This window comes from Mesorhizobium terrae (assembly GCF_008727715.1).
In the GTDB taxonomy this organism is placed as follows: domain Bacteria; phylum Pseudomonadota; class Alphaproteobacteria; order Rhizobiales; family Rhizobiaceae; genus Mesorhizobium; species Mesorhizobium terrae.
On sequence record NZ_CP044218.1, the window covers coordinates 3317081 to 3339458 of the forward strand.

General features: G+C 61.8%; 22 protein-coding genes. 9 read left to right on the forward strand and 13 right to left on the reverse strand.

All coding sequences use genetic code 11. The features are described 5' to 3' along the window. Positions 1-20: 20 nt before the first annotated feature. The gene (locus FZF13_RS17270; RefSeq protein ID WP_051504783.1) at positions 21-614 is read right to left on the reverse strand and encodes a methylated-DNA--[protein]-cysteine S-methyltransferase; all 594 of its coding nucleotides are present in this window, start codon (positions 612-614) and stop codon (positions 21-23) included. Between the two features lie 185 nt (positions 615-799). On the opposite strand from FZF13_RS17270, the gene FZF13_RS28960 reads away from it, so the two are divergent. Both FZF13_RS28960 and FZF13_RS17280 read left to right on the forward strand, forming a co-directional pair. Next, positions 800-1903: a lytic transglycosylase domain-containing protein gene (locus tag FZF13_RS28960; RefSeq protein WP_036255226.1), complete on the forward strand. Its 1104-nt coding sequence runs from the start codon at positions 800-802 to the stop codon at positions 1901-1903. 34 nt (positions 1904-1937) lie between these two features. Continuing rightward, positions 1938-2429: a GNAT family N-acetyltransferase gene (locus FZF13_RS17280; protein WP_024925347.1), complete on the forward strand. Its 492-nt coding sequence runs from the start codon at positions 1938-1940 to the stop codon at positions 2427-2429. A 354-nt stretch (positions 2430-2783) separates the two neighbouring features. On the opposite strand, the gene FZF13_RS17285 is transcribed toward FZF13_RS17280, so the two are convergent. After that, positions 2784-3119 carry a hypothetical protein gene (locus FZF13_RS17285; protein WP_024927233.1) on the reverse strand — a complete coding sequence of 112 codons (336 nt, stop codon included), beginning with the start codon at positions 3117-3119 and terminating at the stop codon, positions 2784-2786. 735 nt (positions 3120-3854) lie between these two features. Here FZF13_RS17285 and FZF13_RS17290 point away from each other — a divergent pair. Continuing rightward, positions 3855-4310 carry a GFA family protein gene (locus FZF13_RS17290; protein ID WP_024923715.1) on the forward strand — a complete coding sequence of 152 codons (456 nt, stop codon included), beginning with the start codon at positions 3855-3857 and terminating at the stop codon, positions 4308-4310. Positions 4311-4486: 176 nt separating this feature from the next. Here the strand turns inward: FZF13_RS17290 and drt5 are convergent, their stop codons facing one another. Continuing rightward, positions 4487-6052, reverse strand: a complete 1566-nt coding sequence (gene drt5, locus FZF13_RS17295) for an antiviral reverse transcriptase Drt5 (protein ID WP_161773051.1) — start codon at positions 6050-6052, stop codon at positions 4487-4489. 527 nt (positions 6053-6579) lie between these two features. Then, on the reverse strand, positions 6580-10068 hold the full coding sequence (carB, locus tag FZF13_RS17300) for a carbamoyl-phosphate synthase large subunit (protein ID WP_024923713.1): 3489 nt from the start codon (positions 10066-10068) through the stop codon (positions 6580-6582). 237 nt (positions 10069-10305) lie between these two features. Between carB and FZF13_RS28965 the strand changes: the two genes are divergently transcribed. Next, positions 10306-10467, forward strand: a complete 162-nt coding sequence (locus FZF13_RS28965) for a hypothetical protein (protein WP_161773050.1) — start codon at positions 10306-10308, stop codon at positions 10465-10467. A 704-nt stretch (positions 10468-11171) separates the two neighbouring features. On the opposite strand, the gene FZF13_RS17305 is transcribed toward FZF13_RS28965, so the two are convergent. Further along, a complete protein-coding gene (locus FZF13_RS17305) occupies positions 11172-12299 on the reverse strand; it encodes a COG3904 family protein (RefSeq protein WP_150978957.1) in 1128 nt (375 codons plus the stop codon). A gap of 340 nt (positions 12300-12639) precedes the next feature. On the opposite strand from FZF13_RS17305, the gene FZF13_RS28970 reads away from it, so the two are divergent. Together FZF13_RS28970 and FZF13_RS17315 are read left to right on the forward strand one after the other, a co-directional pair. Further along, a complete protein-coding gene (locus tag FZF13_RS28970; RefSeq protein ID WP_161773049.1) occupies positions 12640-12870 on the forward strand; it encodes a hypothetical protein in 231 nt (76 codons plus the stop codon). A gap of 245 nt (positions 12871-13115) precedes the next feature. Continuing rightward, complete coding sequence (locus tag FZF13_RS17315; RefSeq protein WP_024923709.1) at positions 13116-13472, forward strand: cupin domain-containing protein; 357 nt, start codon at positions 13116-13118, stop codon at positions 13470-13472. Between the two features lie 233 nt (positions 13473-13705). On the opposite strand, the gene FZF13_RS17320 is transcribed toward FZF13_RS17315, so the two are convergent. The 3 genes from FZF13_RS17320 to FZF13_RS28975 are packed head-to-tail and all read right to left on the reverse strand — an operon-like array spanning position 13706 to position 14741. After that, entirely contained in the window at positions 13706-14245 is a 540-nt protein-coding gene (locus FZF13_RS17320) for a hypothetical protein (RefSeq protein ID WP_024923708.1), read from the reverse strand. Continuing rightward, entirely contained in the window at positions 14239-14592 is a 354-nt protein-coding gene (locus FZF13_RS17325; RefSeq protein WP_024923707.1) for a hypothetical protein, read from the reverse strand. The genes FZF13_RS17320 and FZF13_RS17325 overlap by 7 nt, the downstream gene beginning before the upstream one ends. Then, positions 14589-14741: a hypothetical protein gene (locus tag FZF13_RS28975; RefSeq protein ID WP_162835300.1), complete on the reverse strand. Its 153-nt coding sequence runs from the start codon at positions 14739-14741 to the stop codon at positions 14589-14591. Before FZF13_RS28975 ends, FZF13_RS17325 begins: the two co-directional genes overlap by 4 nt. A gap of 177 nt (positions 14742-14918) precedes the next feature. Here FZF13_RS28975 and FZF13_RS17330 point away from each other — a divergent pair, with 177 nt between their 5' ends. Next, the gene (locus tag FZF13_RS17330; RefSeq protein WP_244431124.1) at positions 14919-15872 is read left to right on the forward strand and encodes a helix-turn-helix transcriptional regulator; all 954 of its coding nucleotides are present in this window, start codon (positions 14919-14921) and stop codon (positions 15870-15872) included. 138 nt (positions 15873-16010) lie between these two features. Here FZF13_RS17330 and FZF13_RS17335 read toward each other — a convergent pair whose 3' ends face one another. Together FZF13_RS17335 and FZF13_RS17340 are read right to left on the reverse strand one after the other, a co-directional pair. Continuing rightward, complete coding sequence (locus tag FZF13_RS17335) at positions 16011-17339, reverse strand: glucoamylase family protein (RefSeq protein ID WP_024923705.1); 1329 nt, start codon at positions 17337-17339, stop codon at positions 16011-16013. A 150-nt stretch (positions 17340-17489) separates the two neighbouring features. Beyond that, positions 17490-18500: an NADP-dependent oxidoreductase gene (locus FZF13_RS17340; protein WP_024923704.1), complete on the reverse strand. Its 1011-nt coding sequence runs from the start codon at positions 18498-18500 to the stop codon at positions 17490-17492. Positions 18501-18617: 117 nt separating this feature from the next. Between FZF13_RS17340 and FZF13_RS17345 the strand changes: the two genes are divergently transcribed. Then, positions 18618-19214 (forward strand): TetR/AcrR family transcriptional regulator, encoded by a 597-nt coding sequence (locus tag FZF13_RS17345; protein WP_036254288.1) that lies wholly within the window; start codon positions 18618-18620, stop codon positions 19212-19214. Between the two features lie 142 nt (positions 19215-19356). After that, positions 19357-20349 carry a phosphatase PAP2 family protein gene (locus FZF13_RS17350; protein ID WP_024923702.1) on the forward strand — a complete coding sequence of 331 codons (993 nt, stop codon included), beginning with the start codon at positions 19357-19359 and terminating at the stop codon, positions 20347-20349. Positions 20350-20402: 53 nt separating this feature from the next. Here FZF13_RS17350 and FZF13_RS17355 read toward each other — a convergent pair whose 3' ends face one another. From FZF13_RS17355 to FZF13_RS17365, 3 genes are all read right to left on the reverse strand, one after another. Next, the gene (locus FZF13_RS17355) at positions 20403-20735 is read right to left on the reverse strand and encodes a hypothetical protein (protein ID WP_024923701.1); all 333 of its coding nucleotides are present in this window, start codon (positions 20733-20735) and stop codon (positions 20403-20405) included. 181 nt (positions 20736-20916) lie between these two features. Next, positions 20917-21555, reverse strand: coding sequence for a hypothetical protein (locus tag FZF13_RS17360; RefSeq protein ID WP_024923700.1), 639 nt, complete (start codon positions 21553-21555; stop codon positions 20917-20919). Between the two features lie 59 nt (positions 21556-21614). Next, positions 21615-22259 carry a hypothetical protein gene (locus FZF13_RS17365; RefSeq protein WP_024927821.1) on the reverse strand — a complete coding sequence of 215 codons (645 nt, stop codon included), beginning with the start codon at positions 22257-22259 and terminating at the stop codon, positions 21615-21617. Positions 22260-22378 lie beyond the last annotated feature (119 nt).

The following is a 22378-nucleotide window of genomic DNA, read 5'->3' on the forward strand; positions in this document are numbered from 1 at the left end:
GTCAGTGGCCATATGCCTGCTCAGAACCCGAACGAAGCCTGCTTTGATGGCGGCGGCCCGACGTGGACGCCTTCCATCGCCAGCATCTTTTCCTTGGTGTTGGAGCCGCCCGGAGCCGAGAAGCCACCGATCTTGCCGCCGGCCGCGGTGATGCGATGGCAGGGGATAACCAGCGGCACCGGATTGGCGCCGAGCGCCGCCCCCGTCTCGCGCGCCAGGCCGGTATGGCCGGCGCGTTTCGCCAGTTCGCCATAGGTGGTGGTTTCGCCGAAGGCCAGCTTGCGGGCGGCGTCGTAGATGGCAAGACGAAAATCGTCGACGCCGTCGAGATCGACCGGCACTTTCGAGAAATCGACCGTTTCGCCGGCCGCGTAGGCCTTGATCGAGGCGATCAGTTCGGCCACCCAGCCCGGCGCTGTGTTCTCATCGAAATGCTTGCCCGGCACGGCTTCCAGCCTGAGCAGCCGGCGTTCCAGGCTTTCGCGACTGGACTGCGGCAGGCACAGGCGGATCAATCCGCGTTCGTTCCAGGCGATGCCCATGAAACCCATCGCCGTCTCGAAGATGGCATGGCCGGGTATTGTAGCAACGGTCTTTTCAATGGCGGTCTGCATGATGCGGTTCCTTCCATTTCCAGCGTGGCTTCCAGGGAAGAAACCGACGCAAAACAGTACAAATCATGAACAATCTGGCATGTTTCGCGGCTTTTCGCCACCCGAAAACCATTTCCCCTCGAGGTTGCCCGACCAAAATCGGTGGTGTAATGAGCATTTAACGATTTGCATGAACAGAGCGCGGCTTGCGAACAACAGCCCACACCCTGTCGATCGGTATTCTGCTGGCAGCGGCCGGCGTTTCCGGTTGCACATCCACCACCGCGGTGAAGCCGGCCCTGGCTCCAGCCACGACGTCGACCGCCGAGAGCGATGCCGGCTTTGCGCTGGCACTGCCCGAGCAGGTGTCGGTGCTGCCCGAATCCTCGGGGCTCGCTCCGGTGCAGTTCGCGGCGCTTCCGGCTGAAGCTGCGGGTGCTGCCTTTGCCGGCCCGACGCCGCAGGAAGCCGCCAAGGCCACAGCAACGCTGGCGACCACGCCCGGCACCAGCGCCCGTCTCGCCAATTCCACGGCCGTAGCAGCGGCAGCCGTCCCGGCTGCTGCGACCGCAGCCGCTACACCGGCCTCCGCGACCGCCATTCACGCCAATCCGGCAAGCGCTGCCCAGCCGACGGCGGCCCAGGCCGCAGCCCAGCCCGCGACTTCCACCGCAACGTCCGGCCGCGTCAGCACGCTTTCGGCCCGCATGGGCGGCAATCTGCCGGCACCCAAGCCGGTGCTGAAGCCGGCGCCGGTTATCGTTGCCTCCGCCGCCACCAGCCTGGTCTTCCCGGCCGCACCCGCCACGCCGAAAGCCGCCAAGGCGCTGCCCGGTGTGCAGCCGATCGCCTATTCCGGCCCGGTGCCGATCTACCTCACGCTGCCGGAACCCGAGGCCGAAACGCCGGCGCCGGCCGGTGCGGGCCGTGGCGAGGTCGATCGGCTGATCGCCAAATACGCTGCGCTCTACGAGGTGCCGATCGAACTGGTACGCTCGGTGGTGAAGCGCGAATCGACCTTCAACCCGCGCGCCTACAACAATGGCCATTGGGGGCTGATGCAGATCAAGCATGCCACCGCGCGCGGCATGGGTTACGGCGGCGCGCCCAAGGGCCTGTTCGACGCAGAGACCAATCTGAAATACGCGGTGAAATATCTGCGCGGTGCCTTCCTGGTTGCCAATGGCGACTACAAGCGCGCCGACCGGCTTTACCAGACCGGCTATTATTACGACGCCAAGCGCAAGGGCCTGCTCGAAGAGACCGGCCTTGGCCGCGACCGCAAGCGCAAGCCCGAACCGGACGCCTGAGCCGGACACGGCCAGCGGCAGGGATGAGCGGCCGATGACCCAGCACCATATCGACAAGACCGACGACGTCGGCATCCGCCTGCGGCGTTCGCTGGCGGAGGAGGTCGCGGCGCCGGCCTGGCCCGACGGTTTTACGCTGCGCCCCTTCCAGGCAGCCGACGCGCGCGCCGTGCATGCGCTGCTCACCCAGACGCTGGCGAAGGAAGAAGAGAATTTCGACCTCTGGTGGGCGCTGCATTCCAGCGACGCCGAATACGACCCGGCGCTGTGGTTCGTGGTGGACGGCCCCGACGGGCGGCTGGCGGCGGTGGCGCTGTGCTGGACCAGCGACTATCTCAAATATCTGGCCGTGCACCCCGACGCGCGGCGCAACGGACTGGCCGAAGCGCTGCTGCTGCACGTCTTCGCCACCTTCAAGGCGCGGGGCGCCGCCCGCGTCGACCTGAAGACGATGGTGGTCGAAAACGCCAACGCCATCCGCCTCTACCGCCGCCACGGCATGGTCGAGGTGGACTGGGCGGGGTGAGAAGCGGTCCGCTTCAGCGGACGAAAAGCCAACTGCTTGGCTTTTCGAGCTTCGAACGCCCCGAGTTTACGAGGGGCCGGGAAGCGGTTCGCCGCAGGCGAATTGGAAGGTCCGGTGGACCTTCCAAAGGGCTCGAACGCCCGAGGCAGTAGCCGAGGGCTGGGGGCGGTCCGCTAACGCCCCGAGTTTACGAGGGGCAGGGGGCGGTCCGGTGGACCTTCCCAAGGGCTCGAACGCCTAAGGCCATAGCCGAGGGCCGGGGGCGGCATCACTCCGGCCCTTCGCTGTCGCTTCGGGCGTTCGAAACTCGAAAGCCAAGCAATTGGCTTTTCGTCCGCTAACGCGGACCATTTCTCACTCCCGCCTGCCATAGTCGATCTCCGGCGGGTTGGAGCCGATGTCGATCAGGTAGAGCAGGATCGCCTTGAATTCGTCCGCCGCGCGCTGGCTGATGCCGACGCTGCTGGTGCAGTTGGTGGCCTTGTGGCGCAAAATGATGTGGCATTGGCCGCTCTTGCGGCAGGTTTTGTTGGGGCAGGATTTCGGCGCGCCGTCGCGCGTGAAGGTCATGCGCGCCGCGCGGGTGAACAGCGCCAGCACGAAGGGGTTATTGTTGGACAGAAACTCGTGCATGTAGCCCGGCGTCTCCAGGTTCTTCCACAGATCGTCGTAATAATCGTCTCTCGGCATTGTCGAACTCCCGGGTAAGCGCGCGGCCCGTCGCCGCCACGCCCGCTTTCGCGTCTGGCCGTTGAAAAAGGGGTGGGAAGCGGGGCGCCGGGTCGGTGCCTCTTAGCAAACAGTACGTGGCGCCTTCCGGGCGCCCCGCCAGTGTTCTTGCCCCGGACCGACCTCGCCGTCATTCGCGACGGCAGACTTCGGACCTCAAAGCCGCCATTCGCGGCAGCCGGGTTTTTCCAGGGCCCGGACTTAGGGCTCGTCACCAGACAGCGCCACCGTTAGCGCTGCCAGTCCGGCACCGGCGCCCTCCCTGATACCCGGTGCGCACCAGGTTCCCGTGAGGGCGATGGGCCGATTGTGGCGTGTGCCCCGAACGTGTGGACAAATCCGGGCGTGGTTTTCGTGCGGTTTTCGGCAAGGGACTGAACGGACAACGTTCTTTCTTTGAGCTTGCGTCTTCCTCCACGCATCCAATCCACATCCTGCACCGCGCCGACGCATCAGCGCTCCGGCATGGATTCCCGACACGCTCCGCTCGTTCCTCGCTCACGCGGTCGGGAATGACGGAGTTTTGCGGGGTGCGCCACGTGGCGCCACGCTTGTGCGGGGGGGAGTCGCGTCCGCCGCGTCGGTCCGCGGCGACTGCCTGCGCGGGCCGTCGCCCACGTCGGCAAAGCCCGCGACGCGCCGCCGCGCTTGTCTGCCGCTGCCGCCCGTCTATCCTGCCGCGAAACAGGGGAGACGATGATGGACTGGAAACTGCCGAGACAAGGCGCCTGCCGCTGCGGGCGCGTCAAGATTACGGTGAGTGCGGCACCCTTGGTGACCATGGCCTGCCACTGCACCGGCTGCCAGAAGATGAGCTCTTCGGCCTATTCGCTGTCGGCCGCCATTCCGGCCGAGGGTTTTGCCGTCACCGAGGGCGAGCCGGTGATCGGCGGCCTGCACGGCGCCGACGCGCACCATTATTTCTGCAGCCACTGCATGAGCTGGATGTTCACGAAAGCCGAGGGCATGGACTGGTTCGTCAATGTGCGCCCGACGCTGCTCGAAGGCGCGGGCGACTTCGCGCCCTATATCGAGACCTGGGTGGGTGAAAAACTGCCCTTCGCCGAGACGGGCGCGGTGAAAAGCTACGAGGCGCTACCGCCGATGGAGGATTATGAGGGGTTGATGAAGGAGTTTAGGGAGTGGGGGTGAGTAGATAGAAAGCGTACTAAATCCCTACATAGAAATCAATCAATCTCGGTATAATCCAGGTAAATAAACTATACTACATCTCTGCGCACCCAATTGATTGTAGCTTATATAGTATTATTGGTGAAAATTAACCGACGAGATAGCTGTATTAATTTTCAAGTACCTACAAAAAAAGCTCATGCATTGAGAACTATTTCGGCTACTAAATGATTCATGCTGGATGAATTGCCAAAATACTTAAGTCTATGATTTCGAGAGATTTTCTTCAGCCCTCTCGATCCCACTGCAGATGACCATGCCAACCAATCAGATTGCCCGCTGACGAGATAATCATTTCGTAACTCCGGCAATCCAAATCGTGTATCCGGTATCTCTAGAATCTTTGCCTTGGATATAGAAGTTGCGGAGGTGTGATTGAACAATTTGTCTATTAATTCTGCCGTGTTTTTCGTTTGCATTAAGAAATCTTCAAGTATTGAAGATATCCAAAATAGTTGAAATTCCATTAGTCTCCTTTTTGGCTTTAATACGGAAAGTATTGTTTCAGAAAGAAGCTCTTTATCTTTGACCGATGCGCAAAAATTATAAACGCTCTTTGTGAGGTGTGGAAATCTTTCCAATATATACGGAAGTCTTTTCTCGACTTTACCGGAATTTTCTCTCATAATTGTTAGTATTAATTCTGCATCTTCTTCTTCTATGGTTTGATTTTCGAGTATTGTATTTATGTAGTCCATTTCCTTTTCGCTTAAGGGGGATTTGAAAAGATGTTCCTTCAGTATCTCGTTGCCGGACTCGTCGTATCCTTGCGTTATAAGTATCCTTCGTCTCTCTAGGAGTTTCTGTTTTACCTCATCGATTTCGTTCTCCATTTTTAGGAGAGTGGCGTTGCCCTTGTGGGTCTTAAGCGGGTTTACTGATAAGTTCTTATCGCCGAGGAGGCGTTGAATGGCTTGGAAATCGTCGTCAAGGTCTTCAGCTCTATCGGAAAACAGATAGAAGTCATCCATAAAGCGAACAATTTTCTTGGATCTAAGCCCGTGATAATTATCAACAAATCGAATGAAGTCGTTTCCAATCATTTTGGTTGGGTATAAGCCCTGCGGGAGGCAGTCGACAGATATCCCAGATTTTATCTGTCTGAGCATCTGGCCTAGGCCTTCGGCGTCCGCATCGGATGCGCCAAGTTCGGAAAACCAACTTACGAGGTCGTGATGGTAGATGTTGTTAAAATATGACGCAACATCGAAGCTCATAGAGTATTCGTATTCACTCGTATACTCAGATATAGCGCCCTTGAAGGCTTTGTAAGCGGACGTCGGCGATATCGGCGCCCCTTCCTGAAAACGGTATCCGTAGTGAGACCTGCTTATTATGTGAGGTTTGCGAAATAAATTCTTATTCCGAAATATTATGTCATATATATAATATTCAGATATAGCATCCAATTTTACAGTTCTTCTCAGGTGATTTTCCGGTTTCGCACCGTAAACTCTTATTTGTGATATAAAAGAGTAATGATTATTGTCCTTATCTAGGCATTTGTTGATATAATCTTTAACTAAGCTCTCTCCATTGTTGATAAGAAACTTGTTCGTGTTCAATGGAAACAGTGTTCTGCCGAAATCTTCGTTGTAGAACTCCAGCGTGCTTCCCATCGGTATAGTAGGCGATTTCGACGAGAGGGTTTTCGCTGGTTTAGCGGGTTTCGATTTTGCTGCTGTATTTGACTTGGCAATCATACGGAACTCCACGAACATTAAGCCCAATGTATCCGACCTATTTTTTCCTATCAAGTTTTATAAATACTGATGTTTTACTTGGTGATGATGGGTGCCCCCCCCCTCTTTGCGTTCCAGGTACCTGTCACGGGCTTGATCGTTCGCGGCACGAGTATCCGTTGGATGAATGAGCACCCTACGTACATTCTATACGAACGCTACTTTCCAGCCTTGTAGATTCGGGACGTTCATCGCTCGAAAAGCCAAGCAACTGGCTTTTCGTTCGCTGCGCAGACCGCTCTTCACCTCGTGAAATGAGGCGCTCACGGCGCTCTTCCTCCTCCCCTTGTGGGAGAAGGTGGCTCGACGCGTTAGCGTCGAGACGGATGAGGGGTGTTGGACGGAGCGCTTGCTCGAAAGATCGAGGCGATGTGAGGTGCCGTTGCGAAACGTCCCGTTTCTTCCAGCACCCCTCATCCGACTTCGCCAGCGGCGGCTTTGCCGCCGGGCTCGGTCACCTTCTCCCGCAAGGGGAGAAGGGAAAGGGCTCAAAAATATTCCTGCAGCGGCCGCACTTCCAGCGAGCCGGCGCGCAGCGCGGCGATGGCTTCGGCGACGGCGCCCATGCCGGCGAGCGTCGTGTAATAAGGCACTTTCTGCATCAGCGTGGCGCGGCGCAGCGATTTTGAGTCCGACACCGCCTTCTGGCCGTCGGTGGTGTTGAAGACGATCTGCACCTGGCGGTTGCGGATGGCGTCCTCGATATGCGGGCGGCCTTCCAGCACCTTGTTGATCTTCTCGGCCTCGACGCCGTTTTCCTTCAGGTAGCGCGCGGTGCCCGAGGTGGCGAGCACCCGGAACCCCTGGCCGGCCAGGCGCTTGACCGCCGGCAGCATGCCTGCCTTGTCCTCGTCGCGCACCGACACGAACAGCGTGCCCGAACGCGGCAGGTCGACGCCGGCGCCGAGCTGGCTCTTGGCGAAGGCCATGGCGAAATCGCGGTCGAGGCCCATCACCTCGCCGGTCGACTTCATCTCCGGCCCGAGCAGGATGTCGACGCCGGGGAAGCGGGCGAAGGGGAACACGGCTTCCTTGACCGCGACATGGCCGGGCCGCCTGGGGTCGGGCTTTTCGCCGTAATGGGCGAAGGCGGCGTCCAGGGTCTCGCCCGACATGATGCGCGCGGCGATCTTGGCGATCGGCTTGCCGACGGTTTTGGCCACGAACGGCACGGTGCGCGAGGCGCGGGGATTGACCTCCAGCACGTAGATCACGCCATCCTTGATGGCATATTGCACGTTCATCAGGCCGCCGACATTGAGGGCGCGGGCGAGCGCCGACGTCTGCCGCTCCAGTTCGTCGACCAGTTCGGTCGACAGCGAATAGACCGGCAGCGAGCAGGCGCTATCGCCCGAATGGATGCCGGCCTCCTCGATATGCTCCATGATGCCGGAGACGAAGGTGGCGTTGCGGTCGCACAGGCAGTCGACGTCGACCTCGATGGCGCCCGACAGATAAGTGTCGAACAGAAGCGGGTTTTTGCCGAGCAGTGTGTTGATCTGGCCGGTCTTGTCGTTGGGGTATTTCTGCTTGATGTCCTCGGGCACCAGGCCGGGCACGGTGTCGAGCAGATAGGTCTGCAGCATGCCCTCGTCGTGGATGATCTGCATGGCGCGGCCGCCGAGCACATAGGAGGGGCGCACGACCAACGGGAAGCCGAGCTCGCCGGCCACGGTGCGGGCCTGCTCGACCGAATAGGCGATGCCGTTCTTCGGCTGCTTCAAATCGAGCTTGTGCAGCAGCTTCTGGAAGCGGTCGCGGTCTTCGGCGAGATCGATCATGTCGGGCGAGGTGCCGAGGATCGGGATGCCGGCCTTTTCCAGCGCATCGGCCAGCTTCAGCGGGGTCTGGCCGCCGAACTGCACGATGACGCCGTGCAGCGTGCCGGCGGCCTTTTCGGCGCGCAGGATCTCCAGCACGTCTTCCGCCGTCAGCGGCTCGAAATAGAGGCGGTCGGAGGTGTCGTAGTCGGTCGACACGGTCTCCGGGTTGCAGTTGACCATGATCGATTCGTAACCCGCCTCGCGCAGCGCGTAGGCGGCGTGCACGCAGCAATAGTCGAACTCGATGCCCTGGCCGATGCGGTTCGGCCCGCCGCCGAGGATGACGACCTTTTTCCGGTCCGAGACCTTGGCCTCGTCGGCCAGCGCGCCGGCGAAAGGCGTCTCGTAGGTCGAATACATGTAAGCCGTCGGCGAGGCGAATTCGGCCGCGCAGGTGTCGATGCGCTTATAGACCGGGTGCACGCCTAAGGCGGTACGGCGCTTGGCGACCGCGTCGGCGTCGGTGCGGGTCAGCGAGGCGAGGCGGGCGTCGGCGAAACCCATGGCCTTCAGCATGCGCAGATTGGCGGCGTCTTCCGGCAGGCCGTGTTCGCGGATGCGCGCTTCCATGGCAATGATGCCGGCGATCTGCTCGAGGAACCACGGGTCGATTTTCGAGATGTCGTGCACCTCTTCCAGCGAGGTGCCCATGCGGATCGCCTGCGCCACCATGCGCAGCCGGTCCGGCGTCGGCGTGCCGAGGGCTGCGCGAATAGCGTTGCGGTCGTCGGCGCCGCCATTGCCGCCGAGGCCGGGGATCTCGATCTCGTCGAGGCCGGTGAGGCCGGTTTCCAGTCCGCGCAGGGCCTTCTGCAGCGATTCCTGGAAGGTGCGGCCAATCGCCATCACTTCGCCGACCGACTTCATGGCGGTGGTCAGCACCGGCGAGGCGCCGGGGAATTTTTCAAACGCAAAGCGCGGGATTTTCGTGACGACGTAGTCGATGGAGGGCTCGAACGAGGCGGGCGTAGCACCTCCGGTGATGTCGTTCTCCAGCTCGTCCAGCGTGTAGCCGACCGCGAGCTTGGCGGCGATCTTGGCGATCGGGAAGCCGGTCGCCTTGGAGGCCAGCGCCGAAGAGCGCGACACGCGCGGGTTCATTTCAATGACGACAAGGCGGCCATCCGCCGGGTTGACGGCGAACTGCACGTTGGAGCCGCCGGTTTCGACGCCGATCTCGCGCAGCACCGCGATCGAGGCGTTGCGCATGATCTGGTATTCTTTATCCGTCAGCGTCAGCGCTGGCGCGACCGTGATGGAATCCCCCGTGTGCACGCCCATCGGGTCGATGTTTTCGATCGAGCAGACGATGATGCAGTTGTCGGCGCGGTCGCGCACGACTTCCATCTCGTATTCCTTCCAGCCGAGCACCGATTCCTCGATCAGCACTTCGGTGGTGGGCGAGGCGTCGAGGCCGGAGCCGACGATCTCGAAGAATTCGGTGCGGTTGTAGGCGATGCCGCCGCCGGTGCCGCCCATGGTGAAGGAGGGGCGGATGATGGCCGGCAGGCCGACATGGTCGAGCGCCTGGGCGGCGATCGCCATGGCGTGGTTGATGTAGCGCTGCTTGCGGTCGCCTTCGCCGAGGTTCCACTGGGTTTCCAGCGCATCGAGCGCCGCATCGAGATTGGCGGCGCCCGAAGCCTTCAGCGCGGCGCGCTCGGCCTCGTGCTTCTTGCGGTCCTCGTCCTTGACGGCGGACGCATTGGCCAGCATCGAGCGCGGCGTCTCCAGGCCGATCTTGGCCATCGCCTCGCGAAACAGCGAGCGGTCCTCGGCCTTGTCGATGGCGTGCGCATCGGCGCCGATCATCTCGACATTGTAGCGGTCGAGCACACCCATGCGGCGCAGCGACAGCGCCGTGTTGAGCGCGGTCTGGCCGCCCATTGTGGGCAGAAGCGCGTCGGGGCGCTCCTTGGCGATGATCTTGGCGACGACCTCGGGCGTGATCGGCTCGATATAGGTGGCGTCGGCCAGCTCCGGGTCGGTCATGATGGTGGCCGGATTGGAGTTGACCAGGATGACGCGGTAACCCTCCTGCCGCAGCGCCTTGCAGGCCTGGGTGCCGGAGTAGTCGAACTCGCAAGCCTGGCCGATGACAATGGGACCGGCGCCGATGATCAGGATGGACTTGATGTCGGTGCGTTTTGGCATTGTCTCGGTCCGTTCTAACTCTTTGTTTTGTCACATGATCTTGTCCGAAAAGTCTACAACTTTTCGGGATCATGCTCCAGCCTGCGCCAAGAACCGGGACGGGGGCTTCTCCATTTCGCGCGCTGGCGCGCGCAGAGACCCGGCCGGGTTGCGCAGGAAAGGATTCTTGTATCAGGCTAGGCGGGCCTTATAGGCGAGAGTTTCGGCCGATGTAACCCCGAAAATGACAAGGGCGCGATGGTGTTGTTGACGCATGCCGGCGTGCGGCGCATCGGCGGCGGGCAGGTGCCTTTCAACGGTGGCATCGCGGCAGGCTGGCTGCCGGGTATCTTGTGCCATGGGCAGTTCACATCGTTCGCTGCGGTGGCCGGCCGCCGGTCGTCATCGAGCCAGACGTGATGGCGTCCGTGCAATGGCGCTTCCGATCGGGATCGTTGAGATGTGGATCGGCGATCTCTTGTTCGAGGCGACTGCCAAGTGAGTGAGGTCAGAAGCGGCGAGTTGATCCCGCTCAATCTAGCAACGTTGAAGGAGCAGCACCACTCAGCTAACACTTCACCATAAATGCAGTGGGAGGCAATGTTGTCGAACGGTGTCCGTGACAGTTTTCGCGGAGTGTTAGTTTGGCTCTACGAACGCAAGGCCCTGCTGCTTGCCGCAGCTTTCGTGGCCCTCTGTAATTTCTACTATTTTGATATCAGGTATTTTTCCGCGCTTCATCCCGGTCTTTGTCAGCCTCCTGAGCCCGTTTGGTCCCGGTTTAACAATAGCCCAGATGCGGTAGCTCTACCTCGCGCCTTTCTGTTCCTGCTTTTGGCTGTCGCAATGTTTGCAGTCTATCGGGGCGGCAGAAGCTATCCTTCGTTCTGGAGGTTTGTGTTTCCCAGATTGTATGAGTGGTTCATGACGCTCCCTCGCGTGCGGCCAATTGCCCTAAGTACATCGTTGACATTGTTTGCTCTGGGATTGTCGTCCATGGCCGCCATGGTCGCCGCTTGTTCGTAGACAGGTCACAGTCATCTATGCGGACCAGCTCAGCTTCGGCTGGATAGATGTTTTTCGTTTGTGGATCGGGTTTCTGGTCCGACGTGTGCCAACGACGGTCATGGATTGGAGTACGGGCCGGTCGGCTGGGTCCAGTCTTTAGCCGGCCACCCCGGCAGCGGCTGATCTGATGGTTCGGCTGCGTGATTTTCACGACAAGCCTCTCCGACATTGGGGCTGAGCCCAATTAGTTGCGATCCGTCTTTTTTGTTCGCGCAGGGGAGCGATCGAGATTTGACATCGCTTGGCAAGATCGCCGCTTCAGTTGCGTCATTCGATAGCTTGGGCTTGTCCGCAGGAGGCATTATCGTCCTGCAATTTGCCGGCAATGGATTGTTGCTGCAGACTTGCTTCCCGGTCAGCAGATCAAGTGAATCCAGACTGGTAACCAGCTTCATCTTCAGCATGTTCTGCGGCACCAACTGATGAATGGCGCTGGCCGGGGTGTTTTTCATCGTAACGAGCACATCCTGTTCGACGCCCATCTCTTTTAGGTAGGCACCAAGCTTTTTCTCCAGCGACTTGCTCATCTTGTAGGTTTTGTAGCTGCCGGCATTGTCTTGGGTGCTCGTTTCCGTGGTGATTTTGTACCTTTTGCCCCGCACGGTACGATAGGTGGTTCGGTAATGTCTTATGATGCGGGTGTGGGTCGTCGTAACTTGGTGGACGCCGAGAAAGGCTTGGTTGCCGACCAGACGCCTGTTGCCGCCGGCAAACATCAGCGGACAGGCGGAATTGCATATGGCACCGTGGTCAAAAAGGTTGCCAACATACTGAGTAATCACACCTTCGCCGGTTGCGATGCAGCTTGAGCTGTAGGACGAGCTACCGTCGCAATGGGTTTTGCCAACGGCGATATCGAGCTTGTTCTTGCGGATCAGTCGGCCTAGCGCCATCGCGGCATTAACATCGCCGCCGGGAGAATCGATGATGATCGGCAGCTTTCTTCCATCGAGTATCTTGAGAACGCGCTTGAACAGAGCCGGTGTGCTTGCCTGAATTGCGCCTTCGGCCGATATCCATTCAGGACAGGTCGGCTCACAACCCGGCGCATTGCTCCGGACAATGCCGAATTGCATTGTTGAGCCTATAAAGTCAGGCAAATCTTCCGCGGATGCAGCATTTCCCGTTACCAGCGGCGCCAGAAGCCAGACATGCCGCAGTGACCACAATAGCCAACGATGCAAAAAAGCCCCCCCCCCTCAGTACCCCGACTAACGCCCCATAATGCAACCAGAATAATCTACGGTTAGGCGCTTGCAATCTGCGTCTCGACTTCGCGGCAATCTGGCGGTGTAAAAATGAATCGTTGTGCAGCTAAGGCAGGGAAGAGTGGTTGGAGAGCCGTTCGAATGGCCGCCTGATCGCGGAGGAGGAGCCCCGACCTTTCGACCGGGGTTCCCAAGCTTGCGGCTACCAGCGTGGACCCCAGCCCCGTTCGCGCCAGCACCGAACGTGCGTTCGGCCGTGGCGCCAGTATCGGCGGCATACACGCCGCCAGCCTGGGCGCCTCGGCCGGTGATGCCCGTGCCGTCGACCCCAATGGCGGCGATCCCAGTGTCGTCGGTGGCCTCGGCCATGATCGACCAACTCGACTTCGGCGCTGTCTTCGCCATCGAATACGGCGGGTTCTGCTTTATCGAGTTCATCCAGGATGCCGCCACGAGCGGAAGGCACGCCGGCAAGGGCCTCGCCTGGGCGAAGTGTCACCGCAACCGCAGCGGCGCCGGCAAGGCCGAGTATTCCGGTCAGAAATAGCCGTCGATCCATTTTCTCCTCCGTCAACTGCACCCCCAACATACCACTCAACCCGGGGCCTGCTGAATGGTTCCTGAACGTATCGGGACGATAGGGCACACGAACCTGTGACGGGCGCATTCCGGACGGAGCCAAGAAGGACTGAATAGCGGGCCAGCGGGAAACCAAGTTGCCGGTCCATGACGCATCCGATATTCGGGATGTCGGGCGCTCTGGCCCGCCAACGGGAATGGGAGAGGCCCACCATGACACGCACGACGGTTCTCAAGTTCGGCAAGGTGGAAAACGCCGATACCAGCGACCTGCCGGGCTGGGTTGTGGTCGAGGGAAAGCCCACGATGAAGACCGCCGTCCAGCACACCACCAAGGACGGCAAGGTTCTGTCGGGAACCTGGCAGGCGACCCCGGGGACCTATCACGCGACCTACACGGACTATGAATTCGTCCACATGATCGCCGGCCGTATCGTCATCACTCCCGATGGCGGCGAACCGGTTGAGGTCGGGCCCGGCGACGCCTTTGTCGTGGAAGCGGATTTCAAAGGCACATGGAAGATCGTCGAGCCGGTGACGAAACATTTCGTCGTCACGGTTGGATCGTAAAAGCGCTCCGCTTTCTGGTGGCGCCGTTGGCGCTACACCTTAAACCGCTTCCCTTTCAGCCCCCTGGGCTTCATGCCGTCCGCGGTTTCCACGAATTGAGCCACGGTGTCGATCCACGCCGCCGTCTTTGGCGGGATCTCCGCTTCTTCCGTCAGCCACGCCTTGCCTGCGACACAAGCTGAACGACCAGGCGCTCCTGCGTTCTGGTGCTTCCGACCCAGGAGCGCCGGCAGTCATCTTCGGCTGTAGATGCCGCTGGCCTCGCCTCCGGGGTCGACCAGCGACAATTGCCCGTCTTCCAATTGCCAGTCGAACGAGACAGGCTTCAGGTCGCCGGTGCCGAATTTCCAGCTGCCGGTGAGGTCCGGCCGGCAGCCATTGACGGATTTGTAGCTTCCCGCCTTGGGCATGAAGAGCAGGGTCGAGCCGTTCACCGTCACCGTGCCGGTCTTCAGCGTCAGTGTCTGGACCTGGCCGCAACCGTCGATCAGCGACGATTGAAACAGCGAATATTCGGCGCGGCCGTCCTGGCGGAAGGTGAAGGAGATGCTGCCGCCGCTGCCGGGCGCGCAGGCGCCGAGAGGGTCGCAATATTCGCCGGAGGTGGCGGCAAAACCCCATTTGCCGACAAGTGCCACGGGCACCGCCCCATGGCGGGCGCGTATCGCCGGTCCCTTGCCCAGGCCGGCGGCCTCGGTCGCGCCGAAGGTCAGCCACCCGGCCAGGACGATGAGCGCCGCGCCGTATGCATGGTGCGACAGGCCCCTCAGCATCCCTTGCTCCCGATCAGCTGTTTCAGATAGGCAAGCCGGGTGCCGATGACCTGATTGACGATCGCCATCTTGCCGGCCGGCGCCATGCCGCCATATTTCTTCGGCGCCGGGCCAGCACCTTGGGCCATCTCGTAGTTTGACGTCAGTTGCCGCAAATCCGCACAGGACATGTTGGCATATTTCGCCTGCTCCTGCGGGCTGATGACGGCCGACTGCGCCATGCCGATCGAGTTGGCGGCGGCCATGCCGGCCATGCCGACGACGGCCGAGACAGGATTGACGCCGACGCAACCGGCAAGGCTGAAACAGACAATTGGAGCCGCCAGGACTGTACCTCTCAGGCTCATGGCTGACGCTCCCCGACGCGCGGCGGCAGCTTGAGGTCGCGATGGTCGGCGACGGTTTTGCCCAACGCGATGGGAAGCAGGTAGACACGCGCATTGAAGCCCGCCGAGGCGAGGGCTGACAGCGTCTTGACTATTTGCAGATAAAACATCGGACTCCCTTGTGATCGTTGCCAATGCGCTCCGGGTTTGGAAACGCGCCGCAAACTAGGTTGAGTGGGAGGAGGCGGCTTGGACGGAACGGCCCTAAAAGCGGCCAGAACGGCCCTGTATTGACGTTTTGAGGGGCTGGGCGCATATCAGCGCGCTTCTTGGCAGGGGATGCGACAGTGGGCCCATCCGCCTCGTTTCGGCTGGTGACGGACGCAATTCCGGCGCGGGATCGTGTCGAGATCATGCGCGAGGTCTACGGCCGCACGGTCTTGAAAGTTGACCTCGATCCGCTTGCGCCGACACAGGTCGACATGCGGGTGCGCGCTCTACCAGGCCTCGGCATCGCCACCGGCAGCTGTTCGGAATTCAGGGTGCATCGTTCGACGCCGTTGATCGACAATGACGACTTCGTCCTGCTGGCGGCGCTCGACGGGGTGAGCGTCATGAAGCATCGCGGCCGCGAGGAGCCGGTCGGCAACGGCCAGGCGCTGATGATGAGTGGGGACGAGGTTGGCCTCAATGTGATCCAGCCCGGCGGTCTTCGCTTCGTCAATATGAGCTTTTCGCTGAAGCAGCTTTCACCGTTGATCGGCGATCCCGCAGCGGTGCTGATGCAGCCGCTGGCGACCGGCGGCTGGGCGATGCGGCTTCTGCTCGACTATGTCCAGGCGGTCCAGGATGCGGGCGACGGGCTGACGCGCGAAGCGTCGCATCTGGCGACGACGCATATTTTCGATCTTGCCGCACTTGCGATCGGCGGGACCAGGGATGCGGTGGAGATCGCGCGCGGCCGTGGCGTGCGCGTGGCGCGGCTGCGCGCCATCAAGGCCGACATTGTCGCGCATGGCGGCGATCTGTCGGTCGACGATGTCGCCAAACGTCACCGGCTTTCGGCACGCTACATACGCAAATTGTTCGAGAGCGATGGCATGTCACTGTCGGATTTCATGCTTGGCCAGCGACTGCTGCGCGCGCATCGCATGCTCTGCGATCCGCGCTGCTGTGGCCGCAACATCACGGCCATCGCCTTCGAGGCCGGCTTCAACGATCTGTCCCATTTCAACCGGGCGTTCCGACGGCGCTTCGGGACCACGCCGTCCGACGTGCGCGACACAGCCTCGCGGGCATAGGGCGTACCCTTTCCCGGCAAGCCCGGAACAGGGTTCCATCTACTGTTTGAGCAAAACGTTTCCGGGAACCGGATTCCATTTTTCGGGCCGGTTTGGATGAGCCGCCTGGGTGTTCTCCTGACCGGTGCGCCTGCGCCCCTACAGCCAGCCGCCGGTGAAACCGGCGCGGCGCAGGCCGGTGACGATATAGGGCGATTGGCGCATCAGGTTCCAGATGAGGCCGGTCCAGTGGTTTTCGATCATCACGGGGATGGGGCCCTGGTTGATGCCGACATGGTCGGGCGAAACCCAGCCGGTGTGGTGGCGCCCGGTCAGCGTCGGATTGTAGCTGGCGACGAAGCCGTAAGGATTGTCGTCCTTCAGGTCGATCTCGTGATAATAGCGCAGCACCGGCAGCACGATTTCGGGCGCGAAGGGCAGCGAGGCGATCGCCGCCCAGGGCGAGACGGTGCCGTCGTCCGGTCCATAGGGGGCGCCGCGCGCCCGGTAGTCATAGAAACGCCGCTTGACGCCCTTGATGACGCGTTTGCTGTAGCCGGGACCGTCGGACGCGGTGATGCCCCAGCAATGGGCCTTGTAGCCGGCGAAGCCGTGCGGGTTGCGGATGGCGTATTCGCGCTGGACATAGGTGGCGCGGCGGCTGTTCTCGAAATAATCGAGGCCCTTTTCGCGCATGAAAGCGTCGCGCAGATCGCGGAAGTCGATCCAGACATGCGACATCTGATGGATGAAGAGCGGGCCGGCATAGACGAAGTGCTGGCCGTAGATCGTCTTCCAGCGATAGGTGGCCAGCCAGGCCGCGTAGCTTTCGGCCGGCAGCGGGAAGGTGGGCGAACCGAGGCCGAGGATGTAAAGCAGCAGGGCCTCGCTGTAGCCCAGCCAGCGATAGGAGATGAAGCCGGTTTCCGGCTTCCAGCCGAGCGAGACGGCGGCGCCGCCATTCAGCGCCCACGCCCAGTCGACGCGCCGGTAGAGGGCTTCGGCCAAAGTGCGGATCTCGGCTTCCTGTGGCTCATCTTCCCGGAAATAGGCGCCGGCGGCGATGACGCCGCCGAACAGCAAGGCGGTGTCGATGGTGGAGAGTTCGCAGTTCCAGACCCTGCGGCCGGTCTTCATGTCGAGGAAGTGGTAGTAGAACCCCTTGTAGCCGGTGGCGTCGGGCTCGGGCCCTTGCCGGCTGTTCCAGAAGAAGCGCAGCGTCGCCAGCGTGCGCTCGCGCGCCTCCTGCCTGGTCATGAAACCGCGCTCGACACCGACGGGATAGGCGGTGAGCGCCATGCCGACGGCTGCGATCGAGGCGGGCGAACCTTGCCTCGTGCGGTCGGCGACCAGGCCGTTTTCGGGATTGGCCTCGATCAGGAAATAATCGAAGGCGGCACGCTGGAAGAAGGCCAGCAGCTCGTCGTCGGAAGACGGCGCGGCGGTGCCGTCGACGGCGGTCCTCGATGGGTGCTTGGCGGCCGCCATGGTCAGCCGGCGGGCCCGGCTTGATCGTGGCGATGCACGATGCAAGCGGGTTGCTTCGGCGTGGTGTCGGCCATGCGGCAAGGGATATCAGGCGCTGTCGCGGCCGGCCAGTCAAAAGGAGGGGAGGCTGACTGGCCGGCTGCGATGGCGTCAGCGGTCGGCCAGCCTGACCAGCATCTTGCCGGTGTTGTCGCCGGAGAACAGGCCGAGGAAGGCTTTCGGCGCGTTGTCGAGGCCTTCATGGACGGTGTCGCGCGACGTCACCTTGCCGTCCTTCAGCCAGCCGATCATGGCGGCCGAGAACTGCGGGTAGAGGTCGTAGTGGTCGAGCACGATGAAGCCGCGCAGCGACAGCCGCTTGACGATGATCGAGGCGAGGTTGTGCATGACTTCCGCCGGCTGCTCTTCATTGTAGCCGGCGATCATGCCGCTGATGACGACGCGCGCCGAATTCTTGGCGACGGCCAGCGCCGCATCGAGATGATTGCCGCCGACATTGTCGAAATAGACGTCGATGCCTTCGGGGGCTGCCTCGCGCAGTGCCGCCGTCAGGTCGGTGGCGGTCTTGTAGTTGACGACGGCGTCGGCGCCGAGTTCACGCAGCCAGGCGGCCTTTTCCGCGCTGCCGACCGAGGCGATGACGCGCGCGCCCTTGGCCTTGGCGATCTGCACGGCCATCGAGCCGACCGCGCCGGCCGCCGCCGAGACGAAGACGGTCTCGCCTGCCTTGAGGCCGCCGATGCGTTCGAGGCCGATATAGGCGGTGAAGCCCGGCACGCCGAGCGGCCCGAGCCAGGCTTCGGCCGGCGCGGCGTCAAGATCGACCTTGGTGACGCCGGCGGCGTCGATCACGGCATGGTCGCGCCAGCCGGCGAAGTGGCTGACGACATCGCCCTTGGCGAAGCCTTCGGCGCGGCTCTCCTCGACGACGCCGACGGCCGAACCTTCAAGCGGCTCGCCGACCTGGAAGGGGGCGATATAGCTCGGCTGGTCGCGCATGCGGCCACGCATATAAGGATCGACCGACATCCACAGCGTCCTGACCAGAAGCTGCCCTTCACCGGGCGCCGGCAGCCTGCGTTCGGCCTTGCGGAATGTGTCGAGAGTGGGGGTGCCGGCGGGGCGGCTGTTCAAGAGGATTTCACGGGCTACAACAGACATGGGTTCTCTCCTATATTACTGATCGTAAATTACCCTTGGTAAGTTACTGATGGTAACATAAGTGGCCACCAACGCCGATCAAGCGGCTGGCCAAAATAATTCGCGACGGTGACGGGCATGAACGAAGGCGTGACGAAAAGACTGGCGAAAGCGGACCGTCGCCTGCAATTGCTGGAGACGGCGCGCGCCATCATCGCCGACGAGGGCACCGACGGGCTGACGCTCGGCCATGTGGCCGAACGCGCCGGCGTGTCCAAGCCGATCGCCTACGAACATTTCGGCACGCGCGCCGGCCTTTTGGTTGCATTGTGCGACCAATACAACGACCGCCAGCTGGCGGCGCAGGCGAGGGTTCTGGAAGCCGGCGGCGACACGGTGGAAGCTGTTTCGCAGATCTTTGCCTCGTCCTATGTCGGGTGCGTGCTGGACATGGGCCCCGAAATGGGCGCCACATTTGCCGCCCTTGCCGCGACGGAGGAGACGGCGGCATTCCGCCAGGTGCTGCGCGACGGCTATGTCGAGCGCTACCGCAAGGCCTTTGTCGGGCTGATCGACATGGCGCCGGCCGATGCCGACGTCCTTTACAAGGGGCTGCTGGGCGCCGCCGAGGCGCTGGCGCAGGATGCCGTTGCCGGCCGCGTTTCGCGCGAGGAGGCGGTGAGGGCGCTGACCCGCATCTTCGCGATGACGCTGAAACCCTATGAGCGCAGGTGAGGCGGGTAGGGTTTCAGGCGCAAGGCAGGCCGTTGGTCGCGACGGCTAAGCCATTGGTGTTCCTGTTCGATCGCTTGATTGGTAACGTCTCAGTAAGAACGGCCGCATAGTCTCTTCTCCAGGCGTGTACTGGGGCAGCCGCATGACGATCGAGACGGTTGAGCGAGGACGGCTCACGGGCGTTACGGCTGTTCATCAGCTCGTCCTGTTCGTCGCGGTTTGGTGCCTGGTCAGCTTTACCGTATCGCCGAGGGCCTATCTCGACCTGACCGCCTGGCACCTGGCGATGATGACGCTGGCGTCGCCGGTCATCGTGGTCATCGCCCTTGGGGTACCGTCCCTCATTGCCGGTTGGGACAGCCCGGTTCGTTATGTCCACGACAAGGTGAACTCTCGCTGGGCGAACGCGCTTTTCGTGGCCGTCGGTTTCGCGTTGTGCCTGGCGGCGTTTTCGACGCTGAAGACGACGTTCCCCGAGGTGGTGCCGTTCTGGGCCGACAAGTGGCTGGCGAACGCCGACAAGTCGCTCTACGGGCACTCGCCATGGCGCTTTGCCCATGCCGCGGTAGGCCGGTTCTGGGCGGGATGGCTGTTTAACGCCTATGAATATCTGTGGACGCTGGAGTGGCTCTGCGTGCCGATCGCGCTCGCCTTCTGCGCCAGCGTCCGGACCCAGCTTCGTTATTACTGGGCGCTGGCGCTGACCTTCGTGATCGGCGGCCTGATCGTCGCGGCGATTTTCTCGTCCGGCGGGCCGATCTTCTACGATCGCATCCTGGGCTCGACGCGTTTCGCCGAACTCGACGCCAAGCTGATCGGCCTGGCGAATATCGGCGGCGCGGCCTCGTTCTCGGACTATCTCTACAGCCTCTATCTGTCCGGCCACGCCGATCTCGGCAGCGGCATTTCGGCCATGCCCAGCATGCATGTCGCCGTCGCCTGCCTGAACGCCTGCCTGCTTGCCTCCATCAACAGATGGGCGGGGCTCGCCGGCTGGCTGTTTGCCGCGGTGATCATGTTTGGATCCGTCTATACCGGCTGGCATTATTCGCTGGACGGCTATGCGTCGATCCTGATCGTTTCGGCGATCTGGTATGCGACCGGCCGCTGGCTGCAGCCAACGCCCCCGGCCTGAGTGCTGCGCTGCGACGGCGCCCGGTCACCGCGTGGTGACCGGGCTGTCCTTCGTTATTCGGTGATGGTGTAGTCGCTCATCTGGCAAAGATCCTGGGTGTCCTCGAGATCGTCGAGATCATCGCCCTGGAACTCGAAGCGCATATCGTATTTGCAGGCGCGGCGACCGTCCTTGATGGTGATGGTGACGCTGCCGCCGGGCGCCAGCGCGTTTTGCCCGAACACGTCCTCCTCCCAGTTATCCTCGCCGACCGGCGAGGTGTAGAAGGCATTGAGGACGGAGTTGGTGCCGTTCTTCAGTGTAAACACCAGATCGTCGGCCTTAGCCGATCCCATGACGGCAAGCGTCAGCGCCGCCGCTGAGGCGGCGATTGTCCAGTTCTTCATTTCAAGTATTCCCCAGCCCGAAATTGAGCCATTGTTGTTATAGGCAGGCGCCGCGCGCGCCGCCAGCCCGTCTCGAATGGGCCAAGGCGAACAATTTTGATCCCCCGGCGGCGCTGCGCGGCGGCCGGCTGGCGGGTTTGCCTGCCACGTGGGTGCAAACCTCGCGCGGGGCTTCTTCGGGCTAGTTGGGGCAGGTGGCGGGCTGGCCGTTGAGGCCTTGCGCTTGCCTGGCGAAGGTGGCGGCGGTGTCGCCGCCCTTGCGGCTGAGCTTGACCACATAGATGCCGTCGAAATCGTCGCCCTGCCATTTGGGCACGCTGTCGGGATCGCCGTCGTGATCCTTCATCAATTTGCGCGCCAGCTTGACGAGCTGCTTGTGCTCCCAGGCGACGAGAACAAGCGCATTGGCGTAGGCCTTGTCCTCGAGCCTCGCCTGCAGCTTCGAAATGTCCTCGACGCCGATGCCGGCATTGACCGGCAGGCCGAAGGCGATCGCCGTCGGTTCGACGGTGGCAAGCGGCCTGACATAGTCATAGGCCTCGCCCTGGTCGGTCTTCTGATCGGCCGGATTTGGCGCGAAGATGGCGGCCGGCACCCCGAACCGCGCCTTGACGACCGCCGGCAGGCGCAGCGACCGGTTCAGGCCCTGGCAATTGAGCTGTCCCAACCCCTGCGGCGGTTTTTCGCCGTGGCGGATCAGCACGATGGTCTCGGTGCCGTCGGCGGCGCTGGCGGGGGTCGTCGATGGTAGAAGCGCGAAGGCGAAAGCCACGCCGGCGCTGATGGCGAATACGGTCCGGCGAACGGCTTTGATGGGCATGGTTTCGCTACCTTCCTGTTCGAACTGGCGCTTATCCCGCCTGCCGCCTGCGTCGGAAGCTAACTCTTGGCATAGATGCCGGTGCCGAGCGAGGCGTTGTCCGCTTCCCACGGCATTGCCCAGCTCATCACATAGTCGGTGCCATTGATGGAGCCGAGGCCAAGAAACGTCCCGGCCTGGCGTTGGGCAAGCCAGTAATCCTTGTTGAATTCCGAATAACCGGCGCCGCCGATCTTGTTTCCGCCGCTGTAGAGATCGACCTGAACGGTACGGTAGCCCAGTTCCGGGATTTCCGAAGCTCGCTGGATTTTCAGCGTGCCATTGGCGAGCGCCTCGGAGAAACCGGCCAGCCTGGCGGTGCCGTTTTGAGCGGCATTGGCCATAACCTGCTCGCGCAATTCGGCATCGCCGAGTTGAGGCTGGTCCTTCACGACCCAGCTGTCGGCCCCGAGCGACTGCAGCCATTTCGCTTTTTCCGCCGAGACGATCGCTTTGGCGAGATTGCCGCTCTCTTGCGCGCTGCCTGAAACAAGCTGCTGAATTTTCAACAACGCGTCGGACACAGTGGGAGACAGCGAGCGCGTGGAAACCGGGTTGAGACCAGAAGCAATCCGCCCAACAGGGGCTGGGCTGCCTGCCGTCGTGACACTCATCAGCTTTAGCGCCGCAGTGGCCGTGGTGGAAACCGTATTCACCAAAACCATGATTACCCCCTCCGTACTTTCCCATTCCAGAGTATAGCGGGAACGTTAACTGTCCATTCTCTCAGGCGCTGGGGCTGTGATGCAGGCCCCGAAGCGCTGTTGCTTGTCGGTCAGCGCCA

What these genes read in the sequence shown, in the direction of transcription:
- FZF13_RS17345 (WP_036254288.1), top strand. Translation starts at nt 18,618, where the DNA reads ATGAACGAAGGCGTGACGAAAAGACTGGCGAAAGCGGACCGTCGCCTG.
- FZF13_RS17340 (WP_024923704.1), bottom strand. Translation starts at nt 18,500, where the DNA reads ATGTCTGTTGTAGCCCGTGAAATCCTCTTGAACAGCCGCCCCGCCGGC.
- FZF13_RS17270 (WP_051504783.1), bottom strand. Translation starts at nt 614, where the DNA reads ATGCAGACCGCCATTGAAAAGACCGTTGCTACAATACCCGGCCATGCC.
- FZF13_RS28975 (WP_162835300.1), bottom strand. Translation starts at nt 14,741, where the DNA reads ATGTTTTATCTGCAAATAGTCAAGACGCTGTCAGCCCTCGCCTCGGCG.
- FZF13_RS17365 (WP_024927821.1), bottom strand. Translation starts at nt 22,259, where the DNA reads ATGGTTTTGGTGAATACGGTTTCCACCACGGCCACTGCGGCGCTAAAG.
- FZF13_RS17355 (WP_024923701.1), bottom strand. Translation starts at nt 20,735, where the DNA reads ATGAAGAACTGGACAATCGCCGCCTCAGCGGCGGCGCTGACGCTTGCC.
- FZF13_RS17280 (WP_024925347.1), top strand. Translation starts at nt 1,938, where the DNA reads ATGACCCAGCACCATATCGACAAGACCGACGACGTCGGCATCCGCCTG.
- FZF13_RS17335 (WP_024923705.1), bottom strand. Translation starts at nt 17,339, where the DNA reads ATGGCGGCCGCCAAGCACCCATCGAGGACCGCCGTCGACGGCACCGCC.
- FZF13_RS17285 (WP_024927233.1), bottom strand. Translation starts at nt 3,119, where the DNA reads ATGCCGAGAGACGATTATTACGACGATCTGTGGAAGAACCTGGAGACG.
- FZF13_RS17350 (WP_024923702.1), top strand. Translation starts at nt 19,357, where the DNA reads ATGACGATCGAGACGGTTGAGCGAGGACGGCTCACGGGCGTTACGGCT.
- FZF13_RS28965 (WP_161773050.1), top strand. Translation starts at nt 10,306, where the DNA reads ATGGTGTTGTTGACGCATGCCGGCGTGCGGCGCATCGGCGGCGGGCAG.
- FZF13_RS17360 (WP_024923700.1), bottom strand. Translation starts at nt 21,555, where the DNA reads ATGCCCATCAAAGCCGTTCGCCGGACCGTATTCGCCATCAGCGCCGGC.
- FZF13_RS17315 (WP_024923709.1), top strand. Translation starts at nt 13,116, where the DNA reads ATGACACGCACGACGGTTCTCAAGTTCGGCAAGGTGGAAAACGCCGAT.
- FZF13_RS17320 (WP_024923708.1), bottom strand. Translation starts at nt 14,245, where the DNA reads ATGCTGAGGGGCCTGTCGCACCATGCATACGGCGCGGCGCTCATCGTC.
- carB (WP_024923713.1), bottom strand. Translation starts at nt 10,068, where the DNA reads ATGCCAAAACGCACCGACATCAAGTCCATCCTGATCATCGGCGCCGGT.
- FZF13_RS17290 (WP_024923715.1), top strand. Translation starts at nt 3,855, where the DNA reads ATGATGGACTGGAAACTGCCGAGACAAGGCGCCTGCCGCTGCGGGCGC.
- FZF13_RS17325 (WP_024923707.1), bottom strand. Translation starts at nt 14,592, where the DNA reads ATGAGCCTGAGAGGTACAGTCCTGGCGGCTCCAATTGTCTGTTTCAGC.
- drt5 (WP_161773051.1), bottom strand. Translation starts at nt 6,052, where the DNA reads ATGATTGCCAAGTCAAATACAGCAGCAAAATCGAAACCCGCTAAACCA.